This is a genomic window from Streptomyces sp. Y7 (assembly GCF_043195415.1).
Classification (GTDB): domain Bacteria; phylum Actinomycetota; class Actinomycetes; order Streptomycetales; family Streptomycetaceae; genus Streptomyces.
Genome location: NZ_JBIDDQ010000002.1, coordinates 969,008 through 988,936 on the forward strand (window position 1 = coordinate 969,008; position 19,929 = coordinate 988,936).

Genomic DNA, 19,929 nt, shown 5'->3' on the forward strand with positions numbered 1-19,929 from the left:
TGCCCCAAAGGGGCGCGGGGACCTGCGCGACCAGCCACGAACGGCCCGCAGCTGCTGAACCGGCCTCAGCCGGCGCGGCGCTACGCGCGCTTGTAGACGGGTGACCGCTTCTCCGCGAAGGCGCGGGCGCCTTCCTTGGCGTCGGCCGTGTCGAAGATCGGCCAGCCGCGCTTGAGTTCCGCGGCGAGGCCGTCGGTCTCGGTCATCTCGGCGGTGTCGTACACGGACGCCTTGACGGCTTCGACGGCGAGTGGGCCGCAGGCGTTGATCTGTTCGGCGATCTCCAGGGCCTTGTCCAGTGCCGTGCCGTCGGGGACGACATGCCCGATCAGACCGATGCCGGCGGCCTCGCGGGCGCTGTACGGGCGCCCCGTGAGCAACATCTCCAGGGCGTGGGTGCGCGGGATCTGCCGTTGCAGCCGGACCGTGGAACCGCCGATCGGGAACAGACCGCGCTTGACTTCGAAGAGCCCGAAGGTGGCCGACTCCCCCGCGACGCGGATGTCGGTGCCCTGGAGCATCTCGGTGCCGCCGGCGACGCAGTACCCCTCGACGGCGGCGATCACCGGCTTGCGGGGGCGGTGGTGGCGCAGCATCGCCTTCCAGTGCAGGTCCGGGTCGGCCTTGAGCCGGTCGCGGTGGCGCTCCCCTTCCATGCCCTGTCCGGCCAGGGCCTTGAGGTCCATGCCCGCGCAGAACGAGCCGCCCGCGCCCGTGAACACGACCGAGCGGATCGTGTCGTCGGCGTCGGCCTCCAGCCAGCCGTCGTACAGGCCGACGAGCATCGCCAACGAGAGTGCGTTCTTGGCCTCCGGCCGGTTGAGCGTGAGCACCAGTGTGGCGCCTTCGCGCCGCACGGTGAGGTGTTCCGTCCCACTCATCGCCCATCTCCCCTCTGAAAGAACGAGAACAGGTTGCAGGAGGTGCCGGGGCACTTCAAGGGTTTTCTGACAGGTAGTCAGATTTCTTGTGCGCGGACCCTTCACAGTTGTGCCGCCCTTTGCTCTGATGACCGGCAGCCGGTGGAGAGCGAGGGCAGGAGGAACGGTGGAGTACAACCTTGCCGACCTGTTCGAGTCGGTCGTCGACGTGGTCCCGGACCGCGAGGCGCTCGTGTACGTGGATCATCCGGGCACGGGTGCGGAGCGCCGTCTGACGTACGCCGAGCTGGACGCGGCGGCCAACCGGATCGGCCACCATCTGCTCGACAGCGGGATACGTCCGGGCGAGCATCTCGGCCTCCATCTCTACAACGGCGTCGAGTACCTCCAGACGGTGCTGGCCTGCCTGAAGGCGCGGATCGTCCCGGTCAACGTGAACTACCGCTATGTGGAAGAGGAGTTGGTGTACCTGTACCGGGACGCCGATCTGGTGGCCCTGGTCTTCGAGGCGGAGTTCACCGACCGGGTGGCGGCGGCTCTGCCACGGGTGGAAGGGCTGAGGCACCTGGTGCGGGTGGGGTCGGTGACGCCGGCTGCGGCCGAGGCACCGGTCGTGCCGGCCGTGAGCTTCGCGGACGCCGAGGCCGCCGGGTCGCCCGAGCGGGGGTTCCCGGCCAGGTCGGGCGACGACCAGTTCATCATCTACACCGGCGGCACGACCGGAATGCCCAAGGGCGTGATGTGGCGCCAGGAGGACCTGTTCTTCTCGGGGCTGGGCGGCGGCGCGCCGACCGGTGAGCCGGTGCGGAAGCCGGAGGAACTCGCCGAGCGGGTGGCGGCCGGCGGTGACGGCATCACGTTCTTCCCGACCGCTCCGCTGATGCACGGCACGTCCACGCTGACCGCCTTCATCGGCTTCAACTTCGGCCAGCGCATCGTGATCCACCGCAAGTTCGCGCCGGAGGAGGTGCTGCGGACGATCGAGAAGGAGAAGGTCACCAGCGTGTCGCTGGTCGGCGACGCGATGCTGCGGCCCCTCGTCGATGCCCTGAGCGGCCCCATGAAGGGCACGGACTGCTCGTCGATGTTCAGCGTGTCCTCGTCCGGGGCGATCATGTCGGACACCGTGCGCCGGCAGTTCCAGGAGCTGGTCCCGAACGTGATGCTCCTGAACAACTTCGGCTCCTCCGAATCCGGCTTCAACGGCACGGCCACCGAGGACTCGGGCCCCGAGCGCGGCTTCCGCATCCGCGTCAACTCCCGTACTCAGGTGGTCGATCCGGCCACCTACGAGCCCGTCGCCACGGGCGAGGTGGGCCGGGTCGCCCAGTGCGGCCATGTGCCGCTCGGCTACTACAACGACCCCCGGAAGACCGCCGAGACCTTCTTCCAGAAGGACGGCCGGCGGTGGGTGCTCCTCGGCGACATGGCCACGGTCGACGAGGACGGCGTCGTCACCGTGCTCGGACGCGGCTCGCAGTGCATCAACACCGGTGGCGAGAAGGTGTACCCGGAAGAGGTCGAGCAGGCGCTCAAGTCCCACCCCGACGTGTACGACGCGCTGGTGGCCGGAGTGCCGGACGCCAAGTGGGGGCACCATGTGGCCGCGGTGGTGCAGCTGCGCACGGGTGCGCGGCGGCCGTCCCTGGCGGACATCCAGACGCATTGCCGCTCCCACCTCGCGGGGTACAAGATCCCTCGCCAGCTGGTGATCGCGGACTCGATCCGGCGCTCGCCCAGCGGCAAGGCGGACTACCGCTGGGCCCGCGAGGTGGCGGTCTCCGCCGACGGGTGAATCCCGGGCAGCTCTGGTTGAACCCAAGGTGACGTGCGGACGTACTGATGGTGGCAGGCTCGGTCGTCGACCGTTGTTTGCCATGCCATCGCAAGACCGCACGGAAGGACCGCCGGGTGTCGCTCTTCACTCGCTCCCGTCAGCCGCTCAACACCGCTGAGGGCGGGTCGGATCCGGACGACGATCCGGGCGGGGCGGGGGTGGCCGGGGAGGCCGACACGGCTGGGACAGCCGGGACGGCTGAAACGGTCGGCACGGCTAAGACGGTCGGCACGGCTGAGACGGCCGGCACGACTGAGACGGCCGGCACGACTGAGACGGCCGGCACGACTGAGACGACTGAGACGGCTGAGACGGCTACGGATGAAGGTGCCGAATCGGACGACGATTCCGGAGATGTGGAACCGGCAAAGGCGACCGCGGAGGGCAAGGAGGTCGTTGACGCCGAGCGGGACGACGATGGCGAGCCGACGGAGAAGGCCGACGACGCCGAGGAAGCGGCCGGTCCGGCGGAGACGGCCGGAACGGCAGACCGTGCCGACTCCACTCCCCCGGGCTGGTTCGGCTGGCGGCGCCGCTACCCCCGTACGGCCCGCGGCGTCACCGTAGGCACGACCGTTCTGGCCGGCGCGCTCCTGCTGTTCGCGCTCCTCGTGCCGAACCGTCTCGAACGGCTCGGCCCCGAGGCGTTCTTCCGGCTGCCCGCCGAAGGGATCCTGCTCGCGGGCCTGCTGCTGGCGGTACCACCGCGGTCACGGCGGCTGATGTCCGTGTTCGCGGGCGCGCTGCTGGGCCTGCTGACCGTGCTGAAGTTCGTCGACATGGGCTTCTACTCGGTGCTGGCCCGTCCCTTCGACCTGGTCCTGGACTGGATCCTGCTGGACGACGCGGCGGAGTTCGTCCGGGAGTCCTTCGGCCGTACCGGGCAGGTGCTCGCGGTCGTCGGGGTGATCGTCCTGGTGGTCGCGGTGCTGGTGCTGATGACGCTCGCGATGGTGCGGGTGACGAACCTGATGGTCGGCCACCGTGCCGTCGCCACCCGCACGACGCTGATCCTGGGCACCGCGTGGATCACCTGCATGACCCTGGGCATCCAGATCGCCGGGGTCCCGCTGGCCACCAAGGGCAACGCCGACTTCGTCAACAACCGGATCGAACAGGTCCAGGCCGGCCTGAAGGACGGGCGGGTCTTCGAGAAGCAGGCCGCGGTCGACGCGTTCGCCAAGACACCGCCGGACCAGTTGCTCACGGGGCTGCGCGGCAAGGACGTGCTGTTCACGTTCATCGAGAGCTACGGCCGGGTCGCCGTCGACGATCCTGCGATGGCTCCGCAGATCGATTCGGTGCTGAAGGAAGGGACGAACTCGCTCAAGGCGGCCGGGTTCCAGTCGCGCAGCGCGTGGCTGAAGTCACCGGTGACGGGCGCGGGCAGCTGGCTGGCGCACTCGACGTTCCTGTCCGGCCTCTGGATCAAGAACCAGCAGCGGTACCGGAGCCTGACGACCAGCGACCGGGCGACGCTGGGCAGCTACTTCAGGAAGACCGGCGCGTGGCGGACGGTCGGTGTCGTGCCGGGTGTGCGGCGGGCCTGGCCGGAGGGCAAGTTCTTCGCGCTCGACCACATCTACGACTCCGAGCACCTGGGGTACAACGGCCCGTACTTCAGCTGGACCCCCGTGCCCGACCAGTTCAGCCTGGAGGCGTTCCAGCGCCTGGAGCACGGCAAGAAGAATCGCGACCCGATCATGGCGGAGATCATCCTGGCCTCCAGCCACAACCCCTGGTCCCCCATCGCCCGTATGACCGACTGGGACGAGCTCGGCGACGGCTCGGTCTTCCACCAGATCAAGAAGGAGGGCACCGACCCCAAGGAGGTCTGGAAGGACCCCGAGCGCGTCCGCACCGAGTACCGCCACGCCATCGAGTACTCCCTGCACAGCCTGACCGAATGGGTCGAGCGGTACGGCACCGACGACACCGTCCTCGTCTTCCTCGGCGACCACCAGCCGGTGCCCACCGTCACCGCCGGCAGCACCAGCAAGGACGTGCCCGTCACGATCGTCGCCCGCGACCCGAAGGTCCTGGACAGGATCGCCGACTGGAACTGGACGGACGGCCTCAAGCCCGCCGAGAACGCGCCCACCTGGGGCATGGACCGCTTCCGGGATCGCTTCATGACGGCGTACGGGCCCCGGGGGGACTGAGCGGCTGAAGGCCGGGCCGTTCGAGCTGGCCCCGAGGTTGGCTCGAACGGCCTAGCACCGCGCGCCGGTGCCCGGGTGGCGTACCTACGGTCGCATGGACGGTTGTCGATCGTCAGATGTCGAGACCGCAGGACCGAGAGGCAACGCCCGTGAAGCGACGCGCCCCCGCGATATGCACGACCGCGATCACCGTTCTCGTCGCCGTCGGCCCGGCGTCCCACCTGGCCCACGCCCAGGGTGACCTGGACTGCCGCGACTTCGTCTTCCAGGAGGACGCGCAGGCGGAGTTCAACCGCGACCGCAACGACCCCAATCGCCTCGACGAGGACCAGGGCACGGACGACGGCATCGCCTGCGAGGTCCTGCCACGCCGCAGCACCATCACGTCACCGTTTCCCACGGTCTCCCCGCCTCCCACGATCTCACCGCTCCCCACCTCCTCACCGCGCCCCACGAGCTCGCCGCGCCCCACGCAGGGCGTCCGGGGCGGGCTGGGCGGTGCCACCGGGCCCGCGGACTTCGAGCTGGCACTGGGCGCCGGCCTGGCCGTCGGCGCGCTGGCGCTGGCCGCCGGGTATGTGGTGGTCCGGCGTCGACGCCATCGCTGACCACCACTCGGGGTGACAGGCCGCTCATGGGGACGGGGCACGCACGCCGACCTGCGGCCGTGACCGGGAACCCGGGCGGACTCGCTCGGATTCCCGGTCCGCGCGGACGGGGCGCGCTCTCTCGCCCGCGCGGACGGGCGCGCTCTCTCGTCCGTCCGGGCCGGCCCGCTCAGGACCGGCCGAGCACGTCCCTGCCGTCGACCGCGTCGAACGCCGGGTCCGCAGCCGCGTCCGGCGCCAACTCGACCGGGACTTCGCCGCCCTCGGGGGCGGTCGGAACCGTCGCCGCGGACCTGCCCGCACGCCACCGCAGGACGCGCGTCGCCAGCGGCTCGGTGTAGCGGGCGGTGAGCGGGCCCACGATCACCAGGATGAGGACATAGGCGGTGGCCAGCGGGCCCAGCGACGGCTCGATACCGGCGGTGACGGCGAGTCCCGCGATGACGATGGAGAACTCGCCGCGCGCCACCAGGGTTCCGCCCGCCCGCCAGCGGCCCTTGGCCGAGACTCCGGCGCGCTTGGCGGCCCAGTAGCCGGTGGCGATCTTCGTGCACGCGGTGACTGCGGCCAGCGCGAGCGCGGGCAGCAGCACCGGCGGGATGCTCGCCGGATCCGTGTGCAGCCCGAAGAAGACGAAGAACACCGCGGCGAACAGATCCCGCAGCGGCGCCAGCAGGTTGTGCGCGCCCTCCGCCACTTCGCCGGACAGCGCGATACCGACGAGGAACGCGCCGACGGCCGCCGACACCTGGAGCTGCTGCGCGAGTCCGGCCACGACCAGGGTCAGTCCGAGCACGACCAGGAGCAGCTTCTCGGGATCGTCACTGGAGACGATACGCGAGATGTGACGGCCGTAGCGCACCGCGAGCAGGAGGACGAGCCCGGCGACGCCGAGGGCGATGGCGAGGGTGGCGCTGCCCGCCGCGAGACCGGCGCCGGCGAGCAGGGCGGTGACGATCGGCAGGTAGACGGCCATGGAGAGGTCCTCGAGGACGAGGATGCTCAGGATGACCGGTGTCTCCCGGTTGCCGAGCCGCCCGAGGTCGCCGAGGACCTTCGCGATGACCCCGGAGGACGAGATCCACGTGACGCCGGCCAGGACGACCGCGGCCACCGGGCCCCAGCCGAGCAGCAGCGCCATGACGGCGCCGGGCAGCGCGTTGAGTGCGGCGTCGACGAGTCCGGCCGGGTACTGGGTCTTGAGGTTGGAGACGAGGTCGCTGGCCGTGTACTCGAGGCCGAGCATCAGCAACAGCAGGATCACCCCGATCTCCGCGCCGATGGCGACGAACTCCTCGCTGGTGCCCAGCGGGAGCAGTCCGCCCTCGCCGAACGCGAGGCCGGCCAGCAGATAGAGGGGTATCGGCGAGAACTGGAACCGTCCGGCGAACCGGCCGAGCAGGCCCAGGCCGAGGATGATGGCACCGAATTCGATGAGGAAGACCGCGGAGGAGTGCATCGCGGCTCACTCCCGACCGAGTATCTCGGCGGCCGCATCCACGCCTTCGCGCGTGCCGATGACGATCAGGGTGTCTCCGCCGGCCAGCCGGAAGTCCGGCGTCGGCGAGGGAATGGCTTCGGCCCGGCGCAGCACGGCCACGATGGAGACGCCCGTCTCGGTGCGCATCCGGGTCTCGCCGAGCAGCCGTCCGTTCCAGTGCGAGGTCGCGGACAGTTCGACGCGTTCGGCGACGAGGCCCAGCTCCGTGGTGGACAGCAGGTTGGGGCTGTGGTGTGCGGGCATCAACGCGTCGATCAGCGTGGTCGCTTCGGCGGAGCTCAGCCGCACCGACAGCGCGCACGCGTCGGGATCGTCCTTTCTGTAGGCGCTCAGTGTCCGTGATCCGTCCCGGTGGGCGACGACGGACAAGCGGCGCTGTTCACGTGTAGTGAGGTCGTAGCGGACTCCGATGCCGGGCAATGGCGTACTGCTCAGGCGCGGAGCACCCATAGCGGTCCCCCCTCATTCAGGTATCTCTTTGAGCATTCTTTGACGAAACTTTAACGACCTTGACGTCCCCGGGCCGAACTCAGGCTGTTCTTGAGCCACTCCCGTCCAGAAAGGCGCCGACCCGACGCACGAACCAAGCCGCGTCGTCGAGCCATGGGTAGTGCCCGGCGTTCGGCTGCACGGCGACCTCGGCGTTCGGGAAGACCTCGGCGGCGCGGCGGACGAGTGCGGGGCAGGGGCCGCCGTCGAGTTCACCGGCGAGGACGAGGACGGGTGCGGTGAACCGCGAGAGGGCGGAGCGGGTGGCGACGGGGGCGTAGGCACCGTCGGAGTGGTAGATGTCCGCGGCCTGGTCGTTGGACTCCTGGTCGGCGCGCGCGTCGTGCCTGCGCGCCGCTTCGTCCCACCGTCCGTAGAAGAAGGGTGCGATCGCGGGATCGAAGTCGCCCGAGCCACCCACCCATGCCTCAAATGCCGGGAATGCACCTTCGAACCACGACTCACCCTCGCGCGCCCGGGCGGCAACCAGCCGCTCCTCCGCCGTGGCCGGCATACCCAGCGCCCACGGAATCGCGGTGACGAGCGCGAGCTTCGCCACCCGCGCCGGATACCGGGCGGCGTACAGCATCGCCAGGCTTCCGCCCGCCGAGTGCCCGAGCACATCCATGTGGGCCAGCCCCATGTGGTCGCGCAACACCTCCACGTCGTCCACCAGGCGGTCGCAGCGGTAGGTGGACGGGTCCGCCGGCGCCGCGGAGTCTCCGGTGCCGCGCAGGTCGAGCAGCACGAGCTGCCGGTGGGCGGCCAGTCCACCCAGGTCACCCAGATAGGCGGAGGCCCGCATGGGCCCACCGGGCAGGACGAGGAGAGGTTCACCCTCACCTCGCAGGTGGTAAGCGATCTCGGTTCCGTCGGAGGCAAGGAAGGTCGGCATACCGTCGATCTTGGTCGGGGGCGACCCGGCGGCGCAACGCCACCCGCCACCCCGACCGGCCGGGTTGGCGGGCACGGCTTCCGTAGAGCGTCAACTCGGCACCCCCCATGCTCAAGAAATGCCGAACGGTAGCAAATTGTCACAAAAGGGCCCATCGCCCCCTTCCATAGAAAGTGTGGCCCACCCCCTTGCCTGATCATTCCTCGCCTGAATTACTGAACCTGAGCAGGCAGACCGAATGATCGGTCGCCCGAATTGATGCGGTTGGCGAGGGAGAGCTCCTCATGGCGGACGTGACGGAACTGCTGGACTCGGGGGAACGACTCGACCCGGAGGCGCTGCGCGCGTTGCAGCTGGAGCGGTTGCAGAGGTCGCTACGGCACGCCTACGACAACGTGCCCTTCTACCGGGACTCCTTCGACAAGGCCGGCGTACGGCCCGAGGACTGCCGCTCGCTCGCCGATCTGTCCCGCTTTCCGTTCACGGTCAAGGCGGACCTGCGTGAGAACTACCCGTACGGGATGTTCGCCGTGCCGCAGGACCGCATCCGCCGCCTCCATGCCTCCAGCGGCACCACCGGACGCCCCACCGTCGTCGGCTACACCGATGGCGACCTTTCCCTGTGGGCCGACATGGTGGCGCGCTCCATCAGGGCGGCAGGCGGACGCCCCGGGGACAAGGTGCATGTGGCGTACGGCTATGGGCTGTTCACCGGTGGTCTCGGCGCACACTATGGGGCCGAACGGCTGGGCTGTACGGTCATCCCCGCGTCCGGCGGCATGACGGCCCGTCAGGTCCAGCTGATCCAGGACCTGCGGCCCGAGATCATCATGGTGACGCCCTCGTACATGCTGACGCTGCTCGACGAGTTCGAGCGGCAGGGAGTCGATCCGCGTGGTACCTCCCTGCGCGTGGGCATCTTCGGCGCCGAGCCGTGGACCGAGCAGATGCGCCGGGAGATCGAGGAGCGGTTCGCGATCGACGCCGTCGACATATACGGGCTGTCCGAGGTGATCGGCCCTGGTGTCGCGCAGGAGTGTGTGGAGACCAAGGACGGACTCCATGTGTGGGAGGACCACTTCTTCCCCGAGATCGTGGACCCGATCACCGGTGAGGTGCTGCCCGACGGCGAAGAGGGTGAGCTGGTGTTCACTTCGCTCACCAAGGAGGCCATGCCGATCATCCGGTACCGCACGCGCGACCTGACGCGGCTGCTGCCGGGGACCGCCCGGGTGTTCCGGCGGATGGAGAAGATCACCGGCCGCAGCGACGACATGGTCATCCTGCGCGGCGTCAATCTCTTCCCCACCCAGGTCGAGGAGATCGTGCTCCGCACGCCGGGCGTGGCACCCCACTTCCAGCTGCGGCTCACCCGGGAGGGGCGCCTCGACGCACTCACCGTGCGCGCGGAGGCCCGCCCCGACGCGTCACCGGAGACCCGGGACGCCGCCGCGCGCTCCATCGCGGCAGCCGTGAAGGACGGCATCGGGGTGTCGGTCTCCGTGGAGATCGTCGAACCGGAGTCGCTGGAGCGGTCGGTGGGCAAGATCCGCCGGATCGTGGATCTTCGTCCCCGTTAGGGGCCCGGGCGATGCCGGGCCCGTCGCACCATCAGCACCGTGCGGCGGGCAGTGGATTGCGTCCGCTGCCCGCTGCTCGGCTCCGCCGCCGGCACCTCGGTGGTCCGGCCCGGCCCTAGTCGCCGGCGAACCGGTCCCGCAGCTCGCGCTTGAGGATCTTGCCGCTCGCGTTGCGCGGGAGGTCGTCCACGAACACCACGCGCTTGGGCGCCTTGAAGTGGGCGAGCTTCTCGCGCGCGTGGTCGATCAGTGCGGCCTCGCTGACCTCCCCGCGCGGGACGACGACCGCCGTGACGGCCTCGATCCAGCGCTCGTCGGGCAGGCCGATCACAGCGACCTCGGCGACGCCCTCGTGCGTGTACAGCGCGTCCTCGACCTGTCGTGAAGCGACCAGGACGCCACCGGAGTTGATGACGTCCTTCACCCGGTCGACGATGGTGAAGTAGCCGTGGGCGTCCCGCACCGCGAGGTCGCCGGAGCGGAACCAGCCGTCGCGGAAGGCCTCCGCGGTCTCCTCGGGCTTGTCCCAGTAGCCCTCGCACAGCTGCGGGGAGCGGTAGACGATCTCGCCGGGCGTGCCGTCGGGGACGTCCTTGCCGTCCTCGTCGACCACGCGCGCGTCGACGAACAGCACGGACCGTCCGCAGGAGTCCATACGGCCCTTGTGCTCGTCCGGCGCGAGGACGGTGGCGAGGGGGCCGATCTCGCTCTGGCCGAAACAGTTGTAGAAGCCGAGCTTCGGGAGCCGTTCGCGCAGCCGTTCCAGGACGGGCACCGGCATGATCGACGCGCCGTAGTAGGCCTTGCGGAGGGCGCCGAGGTCGCGCTCGGCGAAGTCGGGGCGGCCCGCGAGCGCGATCCACACGGTGGGCGGGGCGAACAGGCTGTCCACGCGGCCGGCTTCGATGAGGTCGAGGAGCCGGTCGCCGTCGGGTGCGTCGAGGATGATGTTCGTGGCGCCGACCGCGAGATACGGCAGCAGGAACACATGCATCTGCGCCGAGTGGTAGAGCGGCAGGGAGTGCACGGGGCGGTCGCCCGCGCTGAGGTCGAGGGCGGTGATGGCGCTCAGATACTCGTGGACCAGCGCCCGGTGCGTCATCATCGCGCCCTTGGGGAGGGCCGTCGTACCGGACGTGTAGAGCAGCTGGACCAGGTCCTCGGCGCGCGGCTCGGGGCCGTCGTGGACCGGCGCCGTCCCGAGGCGCGCCAGGAGCGAGTCGTCGGCGTCGCGCAGGGCCACCGTACGGACGTCCTCGGGCAGGCGGCCGGCGAGGCCGGGGTCGGCGAGCACCAGCGTGCTGCCGGACTGGCCGACGATGTAGGCGAGGTCGTCGCCGGTCAGGTTCTGGTTGACCGGGACGTGGACGAGGCCCGCGCGGGCGCAGGCGAGGAACGCGATGAGGTAGGCGTCCGAGTTGTGGCCGTAGGCGCCGACCCGGTCGCCGGGAACGAGGCCCTGATCGAGCAGGAAGCCCGCCGCCCGGGAGACCGCCTCGTCGAGTTCCTCGTACGTCCATGTGCGGTCGGCGTACTCCACCGCGATCCGTGCCGGGGTGCGCCGCGCGCTGCGCCGGAGGACCCCGTCAACCGTGCTGCCCTGTCCCTGCGTCATGACTCATGATCCTCGGTCCGTGACCGGGCCGGGTCAAGCACCCTGGGGGCACATCGACAGACCAGTGGGTACGCTCAACCGCTCCTTCCCTCAATGACGTTGGGAGGCACAGATGCGCACCACCCGCGTGAGACGACTGGCCGCCGGGGCAGCCGCCCTGCTCATGGCCTCGGCCGCGTTGCCGGCCGCCGCGGCCGAACGGCACGGTCGTCAGGAACATCCCTCGCACGGCGGCATGTCCGCCGTGATCCGCTACACCGAGTACGGCATTCCGCACATCGTCGGAAGCACCTACGCGTCGCTCGGCTTCGGCACCGGCTGGGCGCAGGCCGCCGACCAGGTGTGCACGCTCGCGGACGGGTTCGTGACCGTGCGCGGCGAGCGCTCGCGCTTCTTCGGAGCGGACGCGCCGGCCGACTCGGCGCTGTCCTCGGCGACCAGCAACCTCTCCAGTGACCTGTACTTCCGCGGCGTACGCGAGGCCGGCACGGTGGAGAAGCTGCTCGCCGAACCGGCTCCGCGCGGGCCCAGCCGTCAGGTCAAGGACCTGATGCGGGGCTTCGCGGCCGGGTACAACACATGGCTGCGGCAGAAGCGGAACAACGACCCCGCGTGCCGGGGCGCCACATGGGTGCGACCGATCACCTCTCTGGACGTGGCCGCCCGGTTCTACGCCGTCGCCGTGCTCGGTGGTCAGGGCGGCGCGGTGGACGACATCACCTCCGCCCGGCCGCCCACCGGATCCGCCACCGGGAGCGGCGAGGCCCGCCCGGACGCCCGGGCCCTGATCCGGGCCGTGCGCGAGCGGACGGCGGGCAACGCGGACATGGGGTCCAACGCCGTCGCGTTCGGGGGTGGGACCACCGCGAACGGGCGGGGTCTGCTGCTGGGCAACCCGCACTACCCGTGGCACGGCGGGCGTCGCTTCTGGCAGGCGCAGCAGACGATTCCCGGCGAGCTCGACGTCGCCGGCGCGGCCCTGCTGGGCTCGCCGACCATCTCCATCGGCTACAACGCACATGTGGCGTGGAGCCACACCGTGTCGACGGGTGTGCCGTTCAGCCTGCACCAGCTGGCACTCGATCCGGCCGACCCGACCGTGTACCTCGTGGACGGCAGACGGGAGCGGATGCGGAAACGGACCGTCACCGTCGCGGTCAAGGGCGGGGCACCGGTGACGCGCACCCAGTGGTGGACCCGGTACGGCCCGATCGCCGCGTCCGAAGGGGGCGAGCTCCCGCTGCCCTGGACGACGACCACGGCGTACGCGTTCAACGACCCCAACGCGGCCAACATGCGGTTCGGCGACACCTCGCTGGGCTTCAGCAAGGCGCGCGGCACGGGCGACGTCCTGGCGTCGCTCGCCCGGCATCAGGGCCTGCCCTGGGTGAACACGATCGCCGCGGACTCCTCGGGGCACTCCCTGTACACGCAGTCGCAGGTGCTGCCCCGGATCACCGACGACCTGGCGGCGCGGTGTTCCACCGGTCTGGGCAAGGTCACCTACCCGGCGGCGGGCGTGGCCGTTCTCGACGGCTCCCGCGGCGACTGCGCGCTCGGCAGCGATCCGGACGCCGTGCAGCAGGGGACGTTCGGGCCGGCGCGCATGCCGACGCTGAAGGACGCGGCGTACGCCGAGAACTCCAACGACAGTGCGTGGCTGGCCAACGCCGATCGGCCGCTCGCCGGCTACGAGCGGATCTTCGGCACCATCGGCACCCAGCGTTCCCTGCGCACGCGCGGTGCGCTGGAGGACGTCGGGGCGATGGCGGAGCGGGGCGGTCTGACCGTCCGGGACCTGGAGCGTCAGGAGTTCAGGAACCGGGTGCCGGCGGCGGACCTGGCGGTCGCCGACACGGCGAAGGCGTGCGCGGCACTGCCGGGCGGTACCGCAACGGGCAGTGACGGCAAGGCCGTTGACGTCTCCGGTGCCTGTACCGTGCTCGCGGCCTGGGACCGCACCATGGACACCGGCAGCCGGGGCGCCCTGCTCTTCGACCGGTTCTGGCGGAAGCTGTCCGCGAATGTGCCGGCCGCCCAGCGGTGGAAGGTGCCGTTCTCGGCGGCGGATCCGGTGCGTACGCCGAACACCCTCAACACCGGTGCTCCCGGCTTCGCCACGGCCCTCGCGGACGCGGTCGCCGAACTCCGGGCGGCGGGCATCGCGCTCGACTCCCGCCTCGGCGAGCACCAGGTCGTCGTACGGAACGGTCAGCGCATCCCGGTGCCCGGCGGTACGGAGGGCCTGGGCGTGTGGAACAAGATCGAGCCGGTGTGGGACCAGGCGCGGGGCGGCTACACGGAGGTGACGACCGGCTCGAGCCACATCCAGGCGGTGGGCTGGGACGGCAGCCGCTGCCCGGTGGCCCGCACGCTGCTCACGTACGCGCAGTCCTCGAACCCCCACTCACCCCACTTCAGCGACCAGACCCGGTTGTTCTCCGGTGAGAAATGGGTGACGGCACGGTTCTGCGAGAAGGACGTGCTGGCGTCGCCCGCGCTGCGTGTGGTGTCGGTTCGGGAACACCGGTAACTGAGCTGTGGTCCCGTCCCTTCCTGCGGGCGGGACCACATTTCGGCCCTCGACGGCGAACCGGCCGCATTGTTTCTCTGCTCCCCTGTGCTCCTGTGCGCCCCCATGCAGAAAGGATTCACTAAAGCGACGGCTGGTTGAACTGGGCAGGAGATGACTCGAGCGCCAACTCGGTGGAACATTCACCGATTTCCACGTTGCATTTGATGCAAGGGGGTCTGCAATGAGTCGTGCCATGCCTGCATCCGGACACGCCTGGAGGGTTGGGGTTGCGCCAGGCATATTCCCTACCGTCTCTCACGGTATCGCATTGTTTCGGCGGCCGCTGGATTTTCTGAATTCCTTACCCGCTCAAGGAGATCTGGTCGAAGTGCGCCTGGGCCCGCTGCGCGCCTGGGTGGTGTGCCACCCGGAGCTGGTCCACCAGGTACTCATGGACGCCCGCACCTTCGACAAGGGGGGTCCGCTCTACGACAGGCTGCGGACGCTCCTGGGGGACGGCATCGGCACCTGCCCTCACCAGGCCCATCGGCGGCAACGCAGGCTTCTCCAACCGGGCTTCCGCAAGGCCCGCGTCGCTGACCAGACGGCACTGATGGGCGAGGAAGTGCAGGCGGTGTGCCGCGAGTGGCGGGCGGGGCAGGAGGTCGATGTCAGCGCGACCATGCTCACGCTGTCGGCGCGGGTGATCGGCCGCGTCCTGTTCTCCGACTCTCTGGACGCCGCGACGGCCGCCGAGGTGCACGGTTGCCTCGTCACCATCGTCCGCGGTCTGTTCCTGCGCACGGTGGTGCCGATCGAGGGTCCGTTCCGGGTTCCGACGCCCGCGAACCGGCGTTTCCGCCACGCCTCCGCCCGTCTGCGCGCGATCGTCGACACGGCCATCGCCGAGCGCCGACGAGACGCGAGCCGGAGTGACCGGGACGACCTGCTGGAGATCCTGCTGTCGGCCGCGCGGAGCGACGTCGAAGGCGCGGCGATCACCGAGCAGGAAGTCCGCAGCCAGGTGCTCACGCTGATCTTCGCCGGAGCCGAGACCACCGCCCTGTGCCTCGCCTCCGCCTTCGATCTGCTGTCCCGGCATCCCGAGGACGAACGCCGTCTGCACTCCGAGGTCGACGCCGTGCTCGCCGACGGACAACCGCCCGGCCACGAGGAGTTGATGCGGCTCGTCCACACGCAGCGCGTCGTCACCGAGACCCTTCGGCACCGCCCGCCGGGCTGGCTCTTCACCCGGGTCACGACCAGGGAGACGGATCTCGCCGGGCACCGTCTCCCGCGGGGTGCGACCGTCCTGTACAGCCCGTATCTCCTGCACCACGATCCCGCCTCGTTCCCCGACCCCGACCGCTTCCTCCCCGACCGCTGGCTTCCGGAACGGGCCGCCGAGGTACCGCCCGGAGCGATGATCCCGTTCGCCGCGGGCACCCGTAACTGCATCGGTGCGGCGTTCGCCATGGCGGAGACGACGGTGGCCGTCTCCTACATCGCCCGCCACTGGCGGCTGCACCCCCTGCCCGGACGCGTCGAACGGCTGCGTCCCGCGGCGTCCCTGGGGCCGAGGGATCTGGTGATGGTCTGCGAACCGCGAGCGCGAGGGCCGGTGGGCACGACGCCTCGGGCGTCCTCCCCGGTACCCCGGTCAACGGAGTCCCCCGACGTCCACGAACCCCGAACGGCAGGTGGCGACGGTGTCCACGATGCATGAGGAAATGACGGTCGCCGCGCGACGCGGAGTTCCCGCGCTCAATCTGCGGCAGCTGATCGACGCGAACCTCTACATGCCCTTCCCGTTCCGGAGCAATCCCCACGCTGCCGAAACGGCGGCGGGCGTCGGGAATTGGCTGAGTACCTGGGGGCTGACCGACGATCCGGCGGTCGCGACCATGATCTCCCGCACCCGGCCCGCCGAACTCGCGGCCTTCAACAGCCCGACCGCGGACCCCGGCCTCCTGCAGATCATGGCCAACCAGATCGCCTATCAGTTCATCTTCGACGACCAGGCGGAGGACACCGGCCTGCAGCGGCCCGGCCGGCTGCTGCCCATGCTGTCCGAGAGCGTCAGGATCCTGCGGGACGGCGGGCCGCCCGACACCCCGCTCGGGGCCGCCCTGGCCGATCTCCAACGGCAGGTCCAGGAGCGGTGCACGCCCGCTCAGGCCGCACGCTGGGCCTGGAACAGTCGTGAGTACGTGCACGGCCTGCTGTACGAAGCGGTGGCCCAGACCCACCCGGACGCGGTGGGGAGCGGGCTGTGCCGTTCCATACGTTCCCTGATCGCGGGTATCGAGCCGTTCCACCCGCTGTGCGAGGCCGAGCAGCCCCGCGAGCTGGCCCCGGAGGAACTCCGGCATCCCGTCGTCCGGCGGCTGGGACGCCTGTCCGTCGACGCGGCGGTGTGGATAGCCGACCTGTTCTCGGCCGTGAAGGAACAGCGGGCGGGCGGCGTGATCAACCTGGCCCTGGACTACCAGCGCGCCCACCAGTGCTCCCTGCCCGAGGCCGTCGCGCTCGCCATCCGGCGTATCAACGCCACGATCAGCGAGTTCGAAGAGCTCTACGCGGGGATCGAGCCGGAGTTGAGCCCGAGCGGCGTCGGTTATGTGGAGGGCATGGGCGGCTGGATCCCCGGATGCTACTTCTGGTCCCGTACCGTGCCTCGGTACGCGGAGACGGCAGCGGTGTCCGCCGTGCCCTGAACCGCTGCCTGACCGGTCGCCCGCAGTGGGGTGACCCGAGCGTGAGCGCGAAATTTTACCCAATGGGCTGAGACTTGAACGCCTGCTGCGTGAAAGTTCACTCTTCCCTGTCGACCTCCTGTTCCAACCTGTCCAAGGGGCATCGGTGAGGGCGTACGCTCGCCCCCGTCCGGCGTGAGCAACGACAGGGAACGGTGGACCACATGGCCCATGGGCTGCGGCAACCGACCACCGAGCACCGGCCTCTACTCGAACGCGACCGGGAACTCCGGGCGATCGACTCCGCCTTGTCGAGCCTGCGTGACGCCGTCGACGGTGTGCCCAGGGCGCCGCGCGGCGGACTGCTGGCCTTCACGGGCGCGGCCGGCATGGGCAAGACCACGCTGATCGCGGCGACGCGCGCCCGGGCCGCCGCACACGGAATCACGGTGGCCTCCGGCACGGGCGGGGAGAAGGAACAGGGCCTGGCGTTCCGCGTCGTCCGCCAGGTCATGCAGCCCGCCCTGGCCACGATGAGCGAAACGGAACGCCGGGAGTTCCTGGGCAGTTGGTACGGCATCGTGGGCGCGGCGCTCGGCCTCGAGGCGTCGGACGCCACCCAGATGCCGGACCCGATCGGGGTGCGCGACGGCCTCGACTGGGTGATGACACGCCTCACGGTGATGAACGCGCCCGTGGTGGTGCTCCTGGACGACCTGCACTGGGCCGATGCCGAATCCCTCGACTGGCTCGCCTCCTTCGCGCACCGGGTGGCGGACCTCCCGCTCCTGATGGTCGTCGCCTACCGTCCCGACGACCTCCCGCCCGACGCGACCTCCTTCCGCACGCTCGTCGAGCGCAACGAGGAGCGCCCCCACTCGCTGTCCGCGCTCGGCAAGGACGGTGTGGCGCGCATCGTCAGGAACGAAGTGGGCGAGGAAGCCGAGGACGCGTTCTGCGACGAGTGCTGGGAGGCCACCGGCGGCAGTCCGTTCGAGACCGTCGAACTGGCCATCAGGCTCCGCGAACGACGGGTCAAGGGAACCAAGGACGAACTGGCCGTGATCGGGGACCTCGCCGCGGCGGTCAAGGGCCCCGGTCTGGTCGAGCGTCTCCACCGGCTCGGATCGAGCACCGTTCGCTTCGCGTGGGCCGCAGCCGTACTGGGCGGGTCCTTCTCCGCCGAACTCGCCGCGGACATCGCGGTCGTCGGCAGCGAGGAAGCCGCCGAGGCGGCCGAGAAGCTGCGTGCCTCCCGGATCCTCGCGGACGGCGACGGGCCCGCGCGCAGCCTGCAGTTCGTCCACCCGTCGATCGCCACGACGATCTACCGCGACATCCCCCCGAGCCTGCGGGTCGGCATGCACAACGCCGCTGCCGACGCCGCCGGGGCCGCGGGGTTCGGCCCGACGGCCGCAGCCCGGCACCTGCTGGAGGTGCCCTGCGACGGCCGGCCCGAAGCGGTCTCCGTCCTGCGCGCCGCCGCCCGGGAGTATCTCCGCTCCGGGGCCCCGGAGGCCGCGCGTCGCGTGCTGACCCGAGCGCTGCGGGAACCGCCCCCGGCCGAGGACCGTGCGCCGATCCTTCACGAACTCGCCTGCTCGACCTTCCTGATCGAGCCCACAGCCACGGTCAGCCACCTCCAGGAGGCACTGGCGGAGCCCGGAACGGACCCCGAACTCCGCGCCTCCATCGTCTACCGGCTGGCCCAGGCGCTGGCCAACACCGACCGGCTGACCGAGGCCGCGGCCGTGGCCGCCGACGAGGCACGGCGGGCCTCCAACCCCCGGATCAAACTGCGCATGCAGGCCGATCACTTCGTGTGGAGCGCGTTCCGCGCCGACGAGCCCGACCCGGCCGCCCGCTCGCGCCGACTGGCCCGGCTGGCCGACAAGCTGACCGGCCGCGGCCTGGAGGAGCGCTACATCCTGGGCCTGCGGGCCTGGGACGCCCTGGTGCGCGGCGAACCACGGCGGACCGCCCTCGGGCACGCCGAGGAGGCGCTGCGCGGCGGCATGAGCTGGACCGATGAGAACCGCGGCTTCGAGGTGCCCGTCGCGGTGGCCCTGCTGTTCATGTACTGCGACCAGCCGTGGCGGGCGGAAGAACTGTTCGGCAAGGGCATGGCCGAGTGCGCGCACAAAGGCTGGAGCGGCGGCCACCTGGCGCAGGGCCAGACCCTCTCCGGCTACATCCGCTACCGGCGCGGCAGCCTCTCCGAGGCGGAGGAGCTCGTCCGGGCCGGACTGCACACCGCCGAGCGCGTCGAGGGCGCGGTGCCCGCCCAGTGGTTCGCCATCGGCATCCTCATCCAGATCCTGCTGGCCCGCGGGCGGACCGCCGACGCGCGTCGACTCGCCGACACGTATCACTACGGCGATGTGGTCCCGAACGCCGTGATCTTCCCCGATCCCCGCACGGTGTACGCCGAACTGCTCCTGGCCGAGGAGCGGTATCCGGAGGCGGCACGGCTGTTGTCCGCCGTCGGGGACTGGCTGGAGTCACGGAACTGGCGCAACCCGGCCTGGTGCCCCTGGCAGCTGGACCTGGCCTCCGCACTCGCCCGCACCGCACCCGACCGGGCGGTCCGCCTCGCCCAGGACGCCGTCAAGCGGGCGCGGGACTTCGGTGCGGCTTCCGCGATCGGCCAGGCGCTCCACGTCGAGGCCGAGGTGACCGGCGGCCCGGCCGCGCTCGACCTGCACGCCGAGGCCGTCGCACACCTGGAACGCTCACCCGCGTCGTACGAGTTCGCGCGTGCGCTCGTGGGGCACGGTGCCGCGCTGTCCCGCAACGGGCAGGTGCAGGAGGCCGCCCATCGGCTCTACCAAGGGCTGGAGGGCGCTGTTCACTGTGGTGCCGAGGCGCTCGCCGCCCGGGCCAGGCAGGAGCTCTCGGCGGCCGGGCTGCGACCGCTGCCGCTGCGCTACGCCCAGACGGACACCCTCACCGCTCAGGAACGGCAAACGGCCGAACTGACGGTCCAGGGCCATCCGGAAGCGGTGATCGCGAAGCAACTGCGCCTCACCGAGCAGGGCGTACGACAGCTGCTGTCCTGCGTCTATCGCAAGATCGGCACGGACGCGGCGGGCCTCGCCCAGGCCCTGGAGACCTTCCCGCGCCCTCGGACGTGAGGTGCGTACGCCACGC

Annotated in this window: 13 protein-coding genes; 8 read left to right on the forward strand and 5 right to left on the reverse strand. The window is 70.6% G+C overall.

Going from position 1 to position 19,929, the window contains the following annotated elements:
- Positions 1–80: 80 nt before the first annotated feature.
- On the reverse strand, positions 81–881 hold the full coding sequence (locus ACGFW6_RS10005; protein ID WP_393506579.1) for a crotonase/enoyl-CoA hydratase family protein: 801 nt from the start codon (positions 879–881) through the stop codon (positions 81–83).
- Between the two features lie 166 nt (positions 882–1,047).
- On the opposite strand from ACGFW6_RS10005, the gene ACGFW6_RS10010 reads away from it, so the two are divergent.
- The 3 genes from ACGFW6_RS10010 to ACGFW6_RS10020 all read left to right on the forward strand — a co-directional run bounded on the left by ACGFW6_RS10010 (position 1,048) and on the right by ACGFW6_RS10020 (position 5,488).
- Positions 1,048–2,676: an acyl-CoA synthetase gene (locus ACGFW6_RS10010; RefSeq protein ID WP_393506581.1), complete on the forward strand. Its 1,629-nt coding sequence runs from the start codon at positions 1,048–1,050 to the stop codon at positions 2,674–2,676.
- 398 nt (positions 2,677–3,074) lie between these two features.
- Positions 3,075–4,880 carry a sulfatase gene (locus tag ACGFW6_RS10015; RefSeq protein ID WP_393506583.1) on the forward strand — a complete coding sequence of 602 codons (1,806 nt, stop codon included), beginning with the start codon at positions 3,075–3,077 and terminating at the stop codon, positions 4,878–4,880.
- 149 nt (positions 4,881–5,029) lie between these two features.
- Positions 5,030–5,488 (forward strand): hypothetical protein, encoded by a 459-nt coding sequence (locus ACGFW6_RS10020; RefSeq protein WP_393506585.1) that lies wholly within the window; start codon positions 5,030–5,032, stop codon positions 5,486–5,488.
- Between the two features lie 169 nt (positions 5,489–5,657).
- Here the strand turns inward: ACGFW6_RS10020 and ACGFW6_RS10025 are convergent, their stop codons facing one another.
- The 3 genes from ACGFW6_RS10025 to ACGFW6_RS10035 form a co-directional block, all read right to left on the reverse strand.
- Positions 5,658–6,947, reverse strand: a complete 1,290-nt coding sequence (locus tag ACGFW6_RS10025; RefSeq protein WP_393506586.1) for a cation:proton antiporter — start codon at positions 6,945–6,947, stop codon at positions 5,658–5,660.
- Between the two features lie 6 nt (positions 6,948–6,953).
- Entirely contained in the window at positions 6,954–7,439 is a 486-nt protein-coding gene (locus ACGFW6_RS10030) for a cation:proton antiporter regulatory subunit (protein ID WP_393506588.1), read from the reverse strand.
- A 79-nt stretch (positions 7,440–7,518) separates the two neighbouring features.
- Positions 7,519–8,373: an alpha/beta fold hydrolase gene (locus ACGFW6_RS10035; RefSeq protein WP_393506590.1), complete on the reverse strand. Its 855-nt coding sequence runs from the start codon at positions 8,371–8,373 to the stop codon at positions 7,519–7,521.
- A gap of 284 nt (positions 8,374–8,657) precedes the next feature.
- Between ACGFW6_RS10035 and paaK the strand changes: the two genes are divergently transcribed.
- The gene (gene paaK / locus ACGFW6_RS10040; RefSeq protein ID WP_393506592.1) at positions 8,658–9,953 is read left to right on the forward strand and encodes a phenylacetate--CoA ligase PaaK; all 1,296 of its coding nucleotides are present in this window, start codon (positions 8,658–8,660) and stop codon (positions 9,951–9,953) included.
- Between the two features lie 115 nt (positions 9,954–10,068).
- Here the strand turns inward: paaK and ACGFW6_RS10045 are convergent, their stop codons facing one another.
- Entirely contained in the window at positions 10,069–11,568 is a 1,500-nt protein-coding gene (locus ACGFW6_RS10045; RefSeq protein WP_393506594.1) for an acyl-CoA synthetase, read from the reverse strand.
- 112 nt (positions 11,569–11,680) lie between these two features.
- On the opposite strand from ACGFW6_RS10045, the gene ACGFW6_RS10050 reads away from it, so the two are divergent.
- From ACGFW6_RS10050 to ACGFW6_RS10065, 4 genes are all read left to right on the forward strand, one after another.
- Entirely contained in the window at positions 11,681–14,101 is a 2,421-nt protein-coding gene (locus ACGFW6_RS10050; RefSeq protein WP_393506596.1) for a penicillin acylase family protein, read from the forward strand.
- A 235-nt stretch (positions 14,102–14,336) separates the two neighbouring features.
- Positions 14,337–15,809, forward strand: a complete 1,473-nt coding sequence (locus ACGFW6_RS10055) for a cytochrome P450 (RefSeq protein WP_393506598.1) — start codon at positions 14,337–14,339, stop codon at positions 15,807–15,809.
- Positions 15,802–16,800: a (-)-alpha-amorphene synthase gene (locus ACGFW6_RS10060; protein WP_393506993.1), complete on the forward strand. Its 999-nt coding sequence runs from the start codon at positions 15,802–15,804 to the stop codon at positions 16,798–16,800. Before ACGFW6_RS10055 ends, ACGFW6_RS10060 begins: the two co-directional genes overlap by 8 nt.
- Before the next feature lie 203 nt (positions 16,801–17,003).
- On the forward strand, positions 17,004–19,913 hold the full coding sequence (locus tag ACGFW6_RS10065; protein WP_393506600.1) for an ATP-binding protein: 2,910 nt from the start codon (positions 17,004–17,006) through the stop codon (positions 19,911–19,913).
- Positions 19,914–19,929: the final 16 nt, after the last annotated feature.